13 protein-coding genes and 2 pseudogenes are annotated in these 14,431 nt (G+C 67.2%); 6 read left to right on the forward strand and 9 right to left on the reverse strand.

What is annotated here, in order from left to right:
• Nucleotides 1-11 precede the first annotated feature (11 nt).
• Genes ACFYXC_RS12785 through ACFYXC_RS12795 form a run of 3 tightly spaced genes read left to right on the forward strand, consistent with a single transcriptional unit; the run spans nucleotide 12 to nucleotide 2,093 of the window.
• Complete coding sequence (locus ACFYXC_RS12785) at nucleotides 12-857, forward strand: fumarylacetoacetate hydrolase family protein (protein ID WP_389550233.1); 846 nt, start codon at nucleotides 12-14, stop codon at nucleotides 855-857.
• A gap of 48 nt (nucleotides 858-905) precedes the next feature.
• Nucleotides 906-1,826, forward strand: a complete 921-nt coding sequence (locus ACFYXC_RS12790; protein WP_389550236.1) for a VOC family protein — start codon at nucleotides 906-908, stop codon at nucleotides 1,824-1,826.
• A 21-nt stretch (nucleotides 1,827-1,847) separates the two neighbouring features.
• Complete coding sequence (locus ACFYXC_RS12795; RefSeq protein WP_389551685.1) at nucleotides 1,848-2,093, forward strand: hypothetical protein; 246 nt, start codon at nucleotides 1,848-1,850, stop codon at nucleotides 2,091-2,093.
• 172 nt (nucleotides 2,094-2,265) lie between these two features.
• Here ACFYXC_RS12795 and ACFYXC_RS12800 read toward each other — a convergent pair.
• From ACFYXC_RS12800 to ACFYXC_RS12825, 6 genes and pseudogenes are all read right to left on the reverse strand, one after another.
• Nucleotides 2,266-2,655: pseudogene (locus tag ACFYXC_RS12800) on the reverse strand (AMP-binding protein); the annotation flags it as partial.
• 88 nt (nucleotides 2,656-2,743) lie between these two features.
• Entirely contained in the window at nucleotides 2,744-3,433 is a 690-nt protein-coding gene (locus tag ACFYXC_RS12805) for a response regulator transcription factor (protein WP_389550239.1), read from the reverse strand.
• Nucleotides 3,434-3,550: 117 nt separating this feature from the next.
• A complete protein-coding gene (locus ACFYXC_RS12810; RefSeq protein WP_389550241.1) occupies nucleotides 3,551-4,981 on the reverse strand; it encodes an ATP-binding protein in 1,431 nt (476 codons plus the stop codon).
• Complete coding sequence (locus ACFYXC_RS12815; protein WP_389550243.1) at nucleotides 4,978-5,697, reverse strand: response regulator transcription factor; 720 nt, start codon at nucleotides 5,695-5,697, stop codon at nucleotides 4,978-4,980. The genes ACFYXC_RS12810 and ACFYXC_RS12815 overlap by 4 nt, the downstream gene beginning before the upstream one ends.
• A 103-nt stretch (nucleotides 5,698-5,800) precedes the next feature.
• Nucleotides 5,801-8,182 (reverse strand): MMPL family transporter, encoded by a 2,382-nt coding sequence (locus tag ACFYXC_RS12820; RefSeq protein ID WP_389550246.1) that lies wholly within the window; start codon nucleotides 8,180-8,182, stop codon nucleotides 5,801-5,803.
• A 525-nt stretch (nucleotides 8,183-8,707) separates the two neighbouring features.
• Nucleotides 8,708-9,163 (reverse strand): annotated as a pseudogene (locus tag ACFYXC_RS12825) (hypothetical protein); the annotation flags it as partial.
• On the opposite strand from ACFYXC_RS12825, the gene ACFYXC_RS12830 reads away from it, so the two are divergent.
• On the forward strand, nucleotides 9,056-9,856 hold the full coding sequence (locus ACFYXC_RS12830) for an ATP-binding cassette domain-containing protein (protein WP_389550249.1): 801 nt from the start codon (nucleotides 9,056-9,058) through the stop codon (nucleotides 9,854-9,856). The pseudogene ACFYXC_RS12825 and the gene ACFYXC_RS12830 sit on opposite strands and share 108 nt — an antisense overlap.
• A gap of 474 nt (nucleotides 9,857-10,330) precedes the next feature.
• Here ACFYXC_RS12830 and ACFYXC_RS12835 read toward each other — a convergent pair whose 3' ends face one another.
• From ACFYXC_RS12835 to ACFYXC_RS12845, 3 genes are all read right to left on the reverse strand, one after another.
• Nucleotides 10,331-11,134 carry an IclR family transcriptional regulator gene (locus ACFYXC_RS12835; RefSeq protein ID WP_389550252.1) on the reverse strand — a complete coding sequence of 268 codons (804 nt, stop codon included), beginning with the start codon at nucleotides 11,132-11,134 and terminating at the stop codon, nucleotides 10,331-10,333.
• Between the two features lie 594 nt (nucleotides 11,135-11,728).
• Nucleotides 11,729-11,908 carry a helix-turn-helix domain-containing protein gene (locus tag ACFYXC_RS12840; RefSeq protein WP_389550254.1) on the reverse strand — a complete coding sequence of 60 codons (180 nt, stop codon included), beginning with the start codon at nucleotides 11,906-11,908 and terminating at the stop codon, nucleotides 11,729-11,731.
• A 40-nt stretch (nucleotides 11,909-11,948) separates the two neighbouring features.
• Nucleotides 11,949-12,443 carry a VOC family protein gene (locus ACFYXC_RS12845; protein ID WP_388925976.1) on the reverse strand — a complete coding sequence of 165 codons (495 nt, stop codon included), beginning with the start codon at nucleotides 12,441-12,443 and terminating at the stop codon, nucleotides 11,949-11,951.
• Nucleotides 12,444-12,550: 107 nt separating this feature from the next.
• On the opposite strand from ACFYXC_RS12845, the gene ACFYXC_RS12850 reads away from it, so the two are divergent.
• Nucleotides 12,551-13,384 (forward strand): fumarylacetoacetate hydrolase family protein, encoded by an 834-nt coding sequence (locus ACFYXC_RS12850; protein WP_388925973.1) that lies wholly within the window; start codon nucleotides 12,551-12,553, stop codon nucleotides 13,382-13,384.
• 195 nt (nucleotides 13,385-13,579) lie between these two features.
• On the forward strand, nucleotides 13,580-14,113 hold the full coding sequence (locus ACFYXC_RS12855; protein WP_389550259.1) for a hypothetical protein: 534 nt from the start codon (nucleotides 13,580-13,582) through the stop codon (nucleotides 14,111-14,113).
• Nucleotides 14,114-14,431 lie beyond the last annotated feature (318 nt).

A 14,431-nucleotide genomic window follows, 5' to 3' on the forward strand; every position in this document is an offset into this window, starting at 1 on the left:
AGGAGCAGCACGTGCGTACCGCCAACCTGTCCGGACGTCTCGTCATCATCACTGACGACGACACGGCCGTCGACGTCGAGCAGGCCAGTGACGGCCGGTTCGGTCCCGGCCCTCAAGAGGTTTACGAGCGCTGGACCGCCTTCCGTACGTGGGCTGCGGGCGCCGAGCTGCCCGCAGGGCGGCCCTTCTCGGCCACGGACCTCGGCTCGCCCGCCCCCGCTCCGCGGCAGGTGCTCGCCGTGGGACTCAACTACCGGGCGCATGCCGCCGAGTCCGGCTTCGCGATCCCCGACACCTTGCCGCCCGTGTTCACCAAGTACGTCTCCAGCATCACGGGCCCCGTCACCGAAGTGGGGCTTCCTGAAGGGGGCCACACGGACTGGGAGGTCGAGCTCGTCGCCGTCGTCGGCGAGCCGGCCCACAAGGTCAGCGAGGACGACGCCTGGTTGCACATCGCGGGATTGACGGTGGGCCAGGACATCTCGGAGCGCATCACCCAACTCAGCGGACCAGCACCTCAGTTCGGGCTGGGCAAGTCCTTCCCCGGATTCACCCCCATGGGACCGTACCTGGTCACGCCGGACGCCCTGGCCGACAGCGACGACCTCGAACTGGGCTGCTCGATCAACGGCGAGGAGGTGCAGAAGGGCCGAACCAGAGACCTCGTCTTCTCCGTGCCCGCCCTGGTGGCCCGGCTGTCGGCCGTCCTTACCCTGCTGCCCGGCGACGTCATCTTCACCGGCACCCCCGCGGGTGTCGGAATGGGCCGTACACCGCAGCGCTGGCTCGCCGACGGCGACGTCCTCGTCAGCCACGTCCAGGGCATCGGCGAGCTCCGCCAGACCTTACGCGCCTGAAACCGGCGCACCCACCACCGCGCACTTCCCGCATTACAGGAGTTCACCATGGCCCTGCACCGTCTGTCCTCCGTCGTCATGGGTGTCCCCAACACCACCCAGACCGCCGCCTACTACACCGACTTCGGGCTCGCGCCCGAAAGGGACGGCTGGTTCGGCACCCGTGACGGAGGACGCCAGCTCAAGGTCGTCCACACACCCACGCGCCGGCTCGTCGAGATCACCGTGGGCGTCGACTCCCCCGACGACCTCTCCGCCACCGCCGCCCGGCTGGACCGGCTGGGTGTTTCCGCACAGCAGGAGGCCGGCACCCTCACCGCCTACGAGAAGATCACCGGCGTCCGCGCCGTCCTCAAGGTGGAACCCCGTGCCACCCAGCCCGAGACCCCACCCACTCCCCACAACGGCCCAGGACGCATCGAACGCACCGGCACCCGAGCACCCGCCCTGCTGCGAAGCGACCGAGTCCGGCCCCGGAAGCTGGGTCACGCGGTCCTGGGAACCACCGACTTCGAAGCCACCACCGGCTTCTTCCGTGACGGTCTCGGCTTCAAGGTGTCCGACCTGATGGGTGACATCGGCGCCTTCCTGCGCTGTTCCACCGACCACCACAACGTCCTCGTACTCGCCGCGCCGGTGGCGTTCCTGCACCACACCTCCTGGCAGGTCGACGACGTGGACGAAGTGGGCCGCGGTGCCACGGCCATGCTGGAGGACCACCCCGAACGCCACGTCTGGGGCCTGGGCCGGCACCACGCCGGTTCCAACTTCTTCTGGTACCTCAAGGACCCCGCCGGCAATTTCTCCGAGTACTACTCGGACCTGGATTGCATCGTCGACGACCAGCTGTGGAAGCCGGAAGTCTTCGAAGGCGCCAAGGGACTGTTCAACTGGGGGCCGCCCCCGCCCCCCTCGTTCATCAAGCCCGACGACCTGGCCGGACTGATGACCGGCTCCCACAGCGCCTGACCTGCTCCCGCAGGACTTCACATGATCGAGTTCAAGGACCTCGCCCCCTCGGCCCCCTTCCCGGCACAGCTCCAGGGCCCGGACGACGGACAGCCCGTCACCCTCGTCAACACCTTTCTCGCCCCCGAAGGACAAGTCGACAAGGTCGTCGACGTCTGGCGTCAGGACTCCCTGATCATGAAGGTGCAACCCGGCTTCGCCTCCGCCCAGTTCCCGCCCGCCGCACGGCAGAAGGCAAGGCCAGATCCGAGATCGTCCGCTGTTTGAAACGCTACCTCGCACGTGAGGTCTTCAAGGCCCTGATCAATGCAAACGGTGCAGCCCTTCGGTCGCAACCAGGCCCTGCTGCCACTCAATCCGCATGACACAGCAACATGATCGACTTGACCTACAGGAGCGTCGCCAAGGACGCCGCCGTCATCGCCGACCAAGCTCGCATGAGATCGACGACTTCGGTCACCTTAGCCATGTACGACCAGTTGTCGTGGCGAAGACGGACTCCCTTGGGTCGGCCTGTGGTCCCGGAAGTATTGATGAGAGTGGCGAGTTGTTCTTTGGTGATGGCCTCAACTTCTTCGCGCGTGGACGACGCGCGGGCGACACACTGCTCGGGCTGGACACCCAGCTCGAGCAGCCCCGCTGCGATGGCGTAGACCCGCTCGGCGGCCTGCCCCCAGTTCTACGACATCCATTGCTCCGGCCATCACCTGAGGCGGGCGGCATCGGGTGACGATACGCCTCGGCGTCCGGTGTGGCCGCCACTCGTTAAGAGGAAGATGGCGGCGACCGATGGCGGGCGGCTCTCGATGCGGGTGTGAAGTTCACTCATGGCGTTCTCCGTTCGAGGTGACAAGCAGATGAGGAAATCGAACTACGCAGCTCAACGCAATAAGGAATCGCTGACACATCTCCTATGGTCAGGCCACCTCGGACAGATGATCGATGAATGTATTCATCGGAGTCGCTCCTGGCACCACTATGCCGTTCTCATAGGCAAAGGCTATGAGATGGCCGCGCTGTCGTACACCGATCTTGGTCAACATGTTGGCTATATGGGTTTTCACAGTAAAAGGACTGATATTGAGAGCGTCTGCGATTCCGGAAGCCTCCTGGCCGCTCGCCAGCATGGTGAGAATCTCGCGCTCTCGCTTGGACAGCTCCACGACCCTTCCCGTTTTAAGGGTGCCTACTAGGTGATGGTTCGCCATGACGGAAGGAGCAGTTTCCAGAACGACGACAAGACCTCCGCGGAGCACCGTATACACAGCTTCGATAAGTTGCACTGCGGTGATGTGAGTGGCAAGTAGTCCGGTGGCGCCTGCCCTTAGAAAGGTTTCGGCTTCCTGAGCATTCGAAACACCGAAAACGATGGTCCGGGCAGTTGCAGAGGCAGCGGCGACAAGGTGAGCGAACTCGGACATCTCCCCCGGCTGGATTCTGCGGTCGAGGAGGATTACATCCGGTCCGCTCCCGGCCTCGATCAACGTCCGCAACTGCGCACCGTCTGCAGCCTGCCCGACAACAGCGATGACATGGGTCGACTCCATGACCGCGGCCATGGCCGCCCTCACAAGGGTCGGGCCGCCGGCAAGAACTACGGTATTCATGAGTGGCCCTTCTTCGTCGAACGGCAGCCTTCCGTCGTCTGATCACAGACGGTTCTGCAGTGTGGCCGCGCGGGTGTGCGGACACCTTCCGGGCCGGGACGGTCCTTGTGCATCGTGTCAACTCCCGCGGGGAGCGTGTGGCAAGCGGATGGTGACGGTGGTCCCGACGCCTACTTCCGACTGCACGTGCACCTGGCCGTGATGTGCGTGCACGATGGCTTCCACGATGGCCAGTCCGAGACCCGAGCCTCCGTAGGCGCGGCTGCGGCTGGCTTCGGCGCGCCAGAAACGTTCGAAGACGCGGGGCAGGTCCTGCGGGGAGATGCCAGGTCCGTTGTCGATGACGGACAGTTGTACATCGTCCGGGTTATGGACGAGCCGGACCAGTACGGCGGTGTGGGCAGGGGTGTGCTGGACGGCGTTGCCGACGAGGTTGCGCAGGACCTGCTGCAGTCGGTTGGCTTCGCCGACAACGGGTGCGGGAGGAGCGGGGTTCATGGTGATGCTGCGCTGCGGGTAGATGATCTGGGCATCCTCCACGACGCTCGCAGCCAGTGCGGTGAGGTCGAGGGCATCCTGCTCGACCGGGCGGCCGGCATCGAGTCGTGCGAGCAGGGCGAGGTCCTCCACGAGCAGGCGCATGCGGCCCACCTCGTTCTCGATGTGCTCGAACGCTGTTTCCAGACCCGGCCCCGACACACCGCCCTGGCGGTACAGGTCGAGCCAGCCGGAGATGGTGGACAGCGGGGTGCGCAGCTCGTGGGAGGTGTCGGCCGCCAGGGAGCGTACGGTCGCCTCCGCCCGGGCCTGGGCGCCGAAGGCCCGGTTGACGGCTTCGGCCAGCTGGTCGGCTTCGCTGCCGTTGCGTTTGGTCGGCAGCCGTTCCGTGAGGTGGCCCTCGGCGATGGCGTCGGCGGTACGCGCCATCCGGGCCAGCGGGCGCAGGCCCAAGCGCAGGACGAGGACGGCCAGTCCCAGCAGGAGCAGCAAAGCGACTCCCACTAGGGCAAGTTGACGTTTGATGAGGGCGCCTGTAGTGGCGTCGTCGACAGAGGTGTTGATGGTAAGTATGAGGGCGGCCGGTTTGACGACATCTTCGGTAGGTCCGCGGTCGACGACGAGCCCGGGACTGACGATCCGGATGACGGCGAGGCCGTCCTGCCCGCCACGCCCGTCGTACCCGACGATGGTCCCGGTCGGCACGGTCGTGCTCAGCTGGGCGACCTGATGTGCTGCCGAAACAGCGGAACCAGTACTCAGCAGCACCTCGTTGTCCGCGTCCACGGCGACCAGGCCCATCGGGGGCCCCAGGAGACTGCCGAGCTGGTCGGCGTTGGCGGTCTGCGGGCCGCGTCTGATGACCTCGGTGAAACCATCGGCGCTGGTTCGGAGGGTCCGCTCGTAGCGTTTGTCCAGGTAGTCCTCCAAAAGGAATGCGCTGATAGCGGCGCTGGCCGTCAGGCCGAATACGAGCAGGACGGCCAGGCCGGCGAGCAGCCGAGAGCGGACACTGGAGAAGAACCGGGCCCGTCGGCCGCGGAGTTTCACTTTTTGCCCTGCTCTCGGAGGGTGTAGCCGACGCCGCGGACGGTGTGCAACAGCGGGGTGTCGCCGTGGTCGATCTTGCGGCGGAGGTTGGAGACGAAGCGCTCGACCACGACGGTGTCGCCGCCGAAGTCGTACTGCCAGACGGCTTCGAGGATCTGCGCGCGGGACAGGACCTGGCCCTGGTGGCTCAGGAAGTAGCGCAGCAGACGGTATTCGGTGGGCGAGAGTTCAACTGTGCGGCCTGCGCGGCGCACCTCGTGGCGAAGATCGTCCATCGTGAGGTTCCCGCAGTTCAACGGTGCCTCCTCAGGGACAGAACTCTCACTGCGGGCCCGTCGGAGCAGTGCCTGCAGGCGGGCACCGACCTCGACGACGCTGAAGGGCTTGGTGACGTAGTCGTCCCCGCCCAGGCGCAGTCCCCGTACGCGGTCCTCGACCGCGTCACGTGCCGTGAGGAAGAGGACCGGTACGTCGATGGCGCGGGCTCTCAGCAGTTGCAGGATCTCGAAGCCGTCCGCGCCCGGCAGCATGACGTCGAGGACGATGACGTCGGGGGGCCGGCGGGCGACCTGTTCGAGTGCTTCGGTCAGGTCGCCCGCCACGTCGACCTCGAACCCGGCGAAACCGAGGGCCGAGATCAACAGGCGCCTGATACCGGGATTGTCATCGATCACGAGCACACGGTCGGTGGTGCCCGGTGCGTCGACGGCGTTCATACCTGCTCCTTGTACGGGCGGGGTGGGCAGCCCGACATCCACGGCTTCCGTCGGCGGAGTGGATGCGAGGTATGCACCAGTATCAGGGTGGAGATTCATGGCGTCACAGACCCACTGCGGCGGGGGTCTTGACGGGGGCCTGAGGGCCCTCGTCGGATGCGTCGGTCACTTCGACGTTCTCGCCCTCGACGTCGAGATGGGGCAGGAGGCGGTCCAGGCGCCGGGGCAGCCACCAGGCCCGGTCGCCGAGCAGGGCCAGCACCGCCGGTACGAGGGTCATCCTGACCAGGAAGGCGTCCACCATCACCCCGAAGGCCAGGGCGAACGCGATCGGCATGATGTCGGCGTCGTGCGAGAACAGGAAGCTGATGAAGACCGAGATCATGATGAGGGCGGCGGAGGTAACCACGCGGGCGGCATTGCGTGCTCCGGTGAGGATGGCGGCGTGGGCGTTGCGGTGGTGTACGTAGTCCTCTCGCATGGCGGACACGAGGAACACCTCGTAGTCCATGGCGAGGCCGAAGAGTACCGCCATGACGATGATGGGCATGAAGCTGGCCACCGGGCCCGTGCTCGCGACCCCCAGCAGTCCGGCCAGCCAGCCCCACTGGAAGACCGCCACGGTGGCTCCGAACGCGGTGCCGACCGACAGCAGGAATCCGACGGTCGCCTTGATGGGGATGGCGACGGACCTGAACGCGATCATCAGCAGGAGTATGGAGAGTCCGACCACGACGATCGCGAAGGGCACGAGTGCGCCGCTGAGCTTGTCGGAGACATCGATACTCACGGCGGTCAGTCCGGTGACGGCGACGTAATTGCCGCTCGACTCGGCCAGGGGCTTCATCTCGGTGCGCAGGTTCGACACCAGCTTGCTGGTCTCCTGAGTCCGCGGGCCGGTGTCAGGAATGATCTGGATGCGTGCGGCCGTCCTGTCCTCGGCGATATCGATGCCGCTGATGTCCGCGATGCCGTTGACGTCCTGCAGCTCCTTCTCGACAGTGGTGGCCGTCGACTTGACGGTGGCCGCCTCGTCGCCTTCGACCAGGATGACGAGTGGGCCGTTCGCTCCGGGGCCGAAGGCGTCACTGACCATGTCGTAGGCATGGCGGCTCGACGTGGTGGTGGGGCTGTTGCCCTCGTCGGTGACGGCGAGCTTGAGCTGCAGAGCCGGAAGAGCCAGAGCGATGAGAGCCACGGTTCCGATCACCAGCGTCATCACTGGCCGACGCAGCACGCCCGCGACCCAGCGCTCCCCCATGGGTGCTTGACCAGCGGATACCGCTCCGTGGCCTCGGCGGCTCCTCATTCCGGGAATGACCTTACGAACGATGCGGCCGAGCGGAGCGAAAACGAAGCCCAGCAAGCGAAGAGGAAGACGCAGCAGGCCCGCGAACCGGCCCCCACGACCATGCGAGCGCTCACCGACCACGTTCTGGCCACCCATGGGCGCACCACGCTTACGACGGCTCTTGGGCTTGGGGGTGAGCTTGCTACCGACCATGCCCAGCAGGGCGGGCAGCAGCCCCAACGCCAGGACGACGGCGACGGCGACGGCTCCCGCGGAGGCGAGTCCCATCGAGGTCAGCATCGGGACTCCGGCCACCGACAGGCCGGCCAGCGCGATGACCACCGTGGCGCCGGCGAACACCACTGCACTGCCCGCGGTCGCGTTGGCCTTGGCAATGGACTGCACAACCGGCATACCCGCAGTGAGCTGGGCTCGGTGACGCGAGACGATGAACAGGGCATAGTCGATACCCACAGCGAGCCCCAGCATGATCGCCAGAGTCGGCGCGCTTTCGGTCACCCCGACCACCGTGGCCGCGCCCGTCATGGCCGCCATGGTGGCGATGACGCCGAGGATGGCGGTGAGCAGCGGCAGCCCCGCGGCAAGCAGCGATCCAAAAGTGATCACGAGAATGACCAGGGCCACACCCAGACCCACCATCTCGGGCGGTCCGAAGGGCGAAGTCGAGGGCGCATAGGCGTCACCGCCATAGACCGCCTTGAAACCTGCCTGTTCGGCCTGGATTCCCGCCTTCTTGACCGCGTCAAGCGTGCCGACTGGCACGTCCTCGTCCTTCTTCGTGGTGAAACTGACCTCCGCGACCGCGGTGCGCCCGTCCCTGGAGACCGTCCCGCCCTCGATCGGGTCACTGACCTCCGTCACGCCGCGGACGTCTCCCGTCGCTGCCAGCGTCGATGCCAGTGCCTTCCGCAGAGCGGGATCAGTCGCCTTCTGACCGGAAGGGCTCTGGAACACAATCTGCGCGGACTCCACCTGCGGAGAGGGGAAGTGGCGGTCCATCTTCGTCAGCGCCATCTGCGCCGGCGACCCAGGGATGGAGCCACTGTCCTGGAAAGAGCCAGCCAGCGAGAACCCCAGGCCAATCACCGCGCAGAGCGCCACGAGCCATCCTACCAACATCGTTCGCCACCGTCGAGCGCCGAAAGCGCCCAGCCGGTACAAGAGCGTAGCCATGCCTGCATCCCTCATCGATAGGTGGTGGAGATGCTGATCCTGCTCGGCTGACTTGACGGCAGCCCTACGGTGAACCTGACGGTTCCTTGACGATCCTCCTGCAATCCCCTCAGGTTCGCCGCGGGTGCGTCCACCACCGCATGGAGGTGCGTCGAAGGACCGCTTCACGGCCTGTAGTCGGCGACCGCTCGCCCACCTCTCCATCTCGCTCGCCGAACCCGCACCGTCTGCCAGTACTGGCACGTCCCGGCTTTGTCAGAACTGTTCCCGCCCTCCCCGGCACCTCCCGGATCAGGTCCTCAGCTTCACGACCCTGCTGCGACAGGGCCAGGGTGTAGGTCTTTCACCTCCACACCATCGAACAACGATTCATGGCGCACGGCCTCGCCCATACAACTGTCGCCGGTTCCCCCAGGGGTCCAGCCGGGTGGTGACCGCCAGTGGTCTCCGTCGGCGTATCAACTGCAGGTGCCTCCGGTCTGGGACGCCAGCTTGGCTGTGGTGACCCGGTGATAGCCGAGAGCCTCAGCGACGACAGGTGTGGGCAATGTCCAGAACGTGTTGCCGGATCGCGGCTGCGCGGCCGACGGTGGTGGGGATGCCGATGTCGGTGATGAGCGCGACGAGAGCGTCAAAATCCATTGGTTGTCCAGCTCGGCGGCCGGGGAACAGCCACCGGGCACACGGAGTCCGCGCAGCACGTACTGCTCGATGAGGAGGCTGACCGCTCGCGCGCCGGCAGCCGACGCTACCTGAGGAACTCCTGCTCGAAGCGGCATCACGGGCCAGGGCGGCCCCGATCTGCAGTTTCGTGCGGAATCCGGCGTCGTTCTTTCCATTCGGGAAGTGGTGAGCGGGGGTGTAGGGGATGGCGTGCAGGGGGTAGTAGACGCGCTCGTCGGCCCAGCAGGTGGTTACCGTGACGACGCCACGGTCGATCTTCCCGACCGAGCCCGGGTACTGCTTGCCCACGTGGGCGGTGGCATTGCCATCCTTGCGGTCTCCGGAATCGTCTATCACCAGCTCACGGGCACGGTGCTCGTCCCGCGCCACACCTTCTTCCAGGCACCTCGTCCGACGCCCTGGAAGAAGGTGTGGCGCGACGTCCTGCTCGGGTTGCCCGGCAAGCCCGAACGCGGCGTCGCCGAGCGGGTGTTGGCCGAGGTCGGTCTCACCCACTGCGCCGGCGCCTGGCCCAGGACGCTCTCCGGCAATGAGGCCCAACGTGCCACACTGGCCCGTGCGCCGGTGCGCGAGCCCGATCTCCTGCTGCTCGACGAGCCGTTCGGCACCCTGAACGCGCCGACCCGGGCCGAGGCGCGGCGGCTCCTCGGTGAGCTGTGGCAGCGCCGGGGTTGCGCCGTCATCCTGGTCACGCACGACGTGGCGGAGGCAGTGCTGCTCGCCGACCGCGTCCTCGTGATGGACGAGGGGGCCACCGCCTATGAGACCACGGTCGAGCCGGACCGTCCGCGCGACATCACCGACCCGCTGCTCGCCGAACTCCGCACCGAACTGCTGGCACGCCTGGGCTCCGCGCGTTCAGGAGTTCACCATGACCCCGCACCGTCTGTCCTCCGTCGTCATGGGTGTCCCCAACACCACCCAGACCGCCGCCTACTACACCGACTTCGGGCTCGCGCCCGAAAGGGACGGCTGGTTCGGCACCCGTGACGGAGGACGCCAGCTCAAGGTCGTCCACACACCCACGCGCCGGCTCGTCGAGATCACCGTGGGCGTCGACTCCCCCGACGACCTCTCCGCCACCGCCGCCCGGCTGGACCGGCTGGGTGTTTCCGCACAGCAGGAGGCCGGCACCCTCACCGCCTACGAGAAGATCACCGGCGTCCGCGCCGTCCTCAAGGTGGAACCCCGTGCCACCCAGCCCGAGACCCCACCCACTCCCCACAACGGCCCAGGACGCATCGAACGCACCGGCACCCGAGCACCCGCCCTGCTGCGAAGCGACCGAGTCCGGCCCCGGAAGCTGGGTCACGCGGTCCTGGGAACCACCGACTTCGAAGCCACCACCGGCTTCTTCCGTGACGGTCTCGGCTTCAAGGTGTCCGACCTGATGGGTGACATCGGCGCCTTCCTGCGCTGTTCCCGCGGTCGTGCCGCACCCGCCCGCGGGCGAGGATGTCCTCGTCAGTCCCCGACGACCGCCAGCTGCCCGCTGATGATTTCAGCGGCACGACGGACCGCTGCGACCACCTCGTCAAGCCGTCGGTCCGGGACCCGGTGCTCCAGTGCGGCGATGCTCAGCGCGGCCACGACGTCCCCGGACGGCCCGTGTATCGGGGCGGCGATACCGAGGATGTCGGCGTCGAGTTCGCCCCGGCTGACGGTGAACCCGTCCTGTCGGATCTGAGCGAGCCGTTCCATGAGGTCGTCGACGTCGGTCATCGTGCGCGCGGTGAACCGCTGCAGTCTCTGAGCCTCCAGCAGTTCACGGCACTCCGGCTCGGGCAGCCAGGCCAGCAGCGCCAGGGCGGAGGCCCCGGCGTTGGCAGGGAGCACACTGCCGCGTTCGTAGGAGATGCGCACCGGATGCTCCGCCTCGCACCGCTCCACACAGATGGCGGCGCCTCCGGCACGGCGCGTCAGCAGTACCGTCTCGCCGACCTCGGCACACAGCTCCCGCATCAGCGGTAAGGCGATCTCCGACAGCCCGTACCCCCGACGGGCCAGGCGAGCCAGTTCCAGAACACGCAGACCGAGCCGGAACCCGCCCTGAGGGTCTTCTTCCAGGAACCCGCTGCCGACCAGGCTCTGGAGGTAGCGGTATGCGGTCGAGCGTGCCGTCCCCAGAGCGGTCGCCACTTCCTGGCCGGAGAGGGACAGCTTGTCCTGCGAGAACAGTCCGAGGATGTCGAGGGCACGGTCCGCGGTCGAGTTGCGTTCCCGGTACTGACCCACCGGAGCAGCTTTTTCTGACTTACGTCCTGTCATGCAGGACATCGTACGGGTTACCGTGGGCGACATTCCGCGTTCGGCCGATTCCCAGGCACGCCGCTTGCCCCGAGAGATCGTCGGCCGCCTGGCACACGGTCTCGATGTGGTGTGGCACTTCTCCTTCCGGCACCCGGTGGGAGAAGGCCGCGACACTGAGGGCCCCGATGATGTCGCCGTTCTCTCTCCCTCCGCACCGGAGCCCCGATCCGGCGCCGCGGGATCGGCGAGGGTGGCGTCGGTGTAGCGGGGCAGGGGCCAGGCAAAAATTCGTCTAGTTCTTCCGCCGGCGCCCCAGGCGAGCAGGGCCAGCGCAGATGCTCCCGCATTGACGGCCAGGACCTCCCCGCGCTCGCAGGAAAGGCGCAGCGAGATGCCGGCGTCCTCGCGTTCCAGGCATTCGAGCGTGCCACCGGTTCTGCGGGTGAGCAGGGCGGGCGTACCGGTACGTTTCACCAGTCTGTGCATGACGGGCTGCGCCAGGCCCGACAGCCCCACGCCTTTACGCGCCAGACGCGCGAGATCGACGACCCGGGGCCCGAGCCGGAATCCCGAACCGTCCGTCTCCTCCAGGAAGCCGTTGCCGGTCAGGCTCTACAGGTACCGGTAGGCGGTCGATCGGGCCACTTCGAGACGGGCCGCCACGTGGGCGGCGGATAGGACGAGCCGGTCGTCGTCGAATATGAGGAGGATGTCCAGCGCCCGGTCGGCGGTCGCATTCCGCCCTCGACGTCCCTGCTCGGTTCCCGTATTCCGAGAGCTTGCTCCTGGCATGCAGGCAACCCAGCAGGGAGGTGAGGCAGTGGACCCTGAGCTACTGGACCGGCTGGTACGCGGCGCCGCCGTCGCTCAGCAGTCGCTCAGCTTCCGCGTAGATCTCCTCCGGCGAGCGGCTGAAGTCGATGGTCTTGCGGAAAGGCTGCCGCACGTCTCGTTCGATGCGCAGGTAGACCTCGTTGCGGTTCCCCTCGGGGTCGAAGAAGTAGATCCCGAAGGCGTTGCCGTGCGTCACCTCCTGCTGAACCTCGACCCCTTCCTCCTCGAAGCGCCGGTGGAAGGTCCGGAGGTCCTCGATCGCCTCCACGCGCCAGGAGATCTGGTGCTGCTGCTTGTCACCGATGGGAGAGGTCCGTCCGGACTGGAGCACGAACTCGTGGTGCTCCTCGTCGGGCCGCGCACTGAAGAAGACGATCTGCAATCCCTCGTCCTCGTCCGTCACGCTCAATCCCATGACGCGCTCGTAGAAGTCCCGCATCTTCGGCAGGTCGTAGACCCACAGCCCCGTATGACCGAGTCCGGTGATAGCCATGACACCACTTCCTTCATGTCTCATTTTGCAGGACACCTATCCTGCTTTGCGAAACTAGACTACGATCGACCCCTGAATCAGTCAATGAAGGAAGAGGTACACCAGGCATGCGACTGGCGACTTTGCGGACGAGCGACGGAACCCGGGCCGCTCGGCGCGACGGGGACTCCTACGTCCTGCTCCCTCACGCGAACGTGGGGGAGCTACTGAACTCGGGTGATGACTGGGCCCGGACGGGCGCCACTGCCGGCAGCGAGCGCGTCGGCGTCGCCGAGGCCGCGTTCGCCCCGGTGGTACCGCACCCCAACAAGATCATCTGCCTCGGGCTGAACTACGCCACACACATCAAGGAGATGGGGCGGGACACCCCACGCCACCCCACGCTGTTCGCGAAGTACGACGGCTCCCTCATCGGTGCCGGTGACACGGTCACCCTGCCCTCGGTGAGCGACACCGTGGACTGGGAGGCGGAACTGGCCTTCGTCATCGGCCGGGCCGCCCGCCACGTCCCGAAGGCCGAGGCCCTCGATCACGTGGCCGGCTACACCGTCGCCAACGACGTGACCGTGCGCGAGTACCAGCGCCGCACCCGGGAGTTCCTGGGAGGCAAGACCTTCGAGGCAACCACGCCCCTGGGGCCCGAGCTGGTCACGGCGGACGAGTTCGGCGGCGAGGAGCCGGACCTGGAGATCCGCTGCGAGGTGGACGGCGAGGTGATGCAGATTTCCCGCACGTCGGACCTGCTGTTCGGGATCGCAGACATCGTCGCGTACATCAGCGACATCATCACCCTGCAGCCGGGCGACGTGATCCTGTCCGGCACACCGGGAGGTGTCGGCGACGGACGTGACCCCAAGGTCTACCTCCAGGAAGGCCAGGTCCTCAGGACCGTCATCGAGGGCCTGGGCGAGACCCGCAACGCGTGCGTCCGCGAGACGTGATCCAAAAGCCCGCCCCACCGTGCGGAGCCGACGGCGTCGAGCTCCGCACGCGTATTGGACGGTGCACGAGGATCACTTAACAGGACACGTGACCTGACAACCAGGCCAACTAGGCGTCGCGATCGCGCTGCGCCGGAGCACGCCCGGCCCGGTGTACGCCTCCTCGGTGGCGCCCCTCTCCATCAGGAACCGCACGTGTCCTCACTCCCCCCCCGATCCCGGCCGCTCCTCCCCAGGTGGCTCTACCGTCCCGGCCAAGCCGCACGGCGTGGAGCACGGACCCGGCCTAGCGTTCCCGGGCTCAGCTGGACAAGGACCGCCGCCGCGTCACAGTGCTGCTGGGTGGCGTCCTTCATGTCCACCGCCCTGATCTACTCCACCAGCAACTGGCCGCCCTCCGCCATGCTGAAGGCGGGGTACGACCTGAACTCGGCACTGGAGTTCTCCACCGCCTTCACGGTGGGCGCGAGCGTGGGAACCACGGCCCCGTCGCTGCTCGCCGACCGCGGCCACGTCCGCGTGGTGACACTGAGGGGATTCCTCCCGGCCGCCTGTGCGCTCCTCTCACTCAACACCCCCCAGCCACGTCCTGACCTACTGCTGCTGTCGGCACTGGCGGGAGTCGGCTCCCTGGGCACCCAGAGCCTGGTGGTGGGCTGCATGGCGGCGAGCTATCCGCCCCAGCTGATCGGCACCGGCATGGGCTTCGCTCTCGCGGTAGGACGGTAGGGCGCCATCGTGGGCCCGAGCCATCTCGCAGCCGTCACCACCGGGGCGCCTCTCCCAAGACCGGGTTCTACACGTTCACCGTGCCGGCCGTGTTCGGAGCGGTGGCCGTGGCCTCCCTGCCGGGAACGCGGGCACCGGGCGGGCACGGGTGCCCCTGGCCACGGCCCCCGATCCCCAGTGACCGACTGAAGAGCCGACCTCCTCACGACAGCGCGCCGCGGGCGGGGTCACCCGCCCCGGCGGGTATGTGGCGGCCCCGGTGGGGGGGGGAACGTGCCGCACGACCGGGGCCGCGCAAAATCTTGCGCCCGGGGTGTG

Source organism: Streptomyces sp. NPDC002701, from assembly GCF_042889045.1.
In the GTDB taxonomy this organism is placed as follows: domain Bacteria; phylum Actinomycetota; class Actinomycetes; order Streptomycetales; family Streptomycetaceae; genus Streptomyces.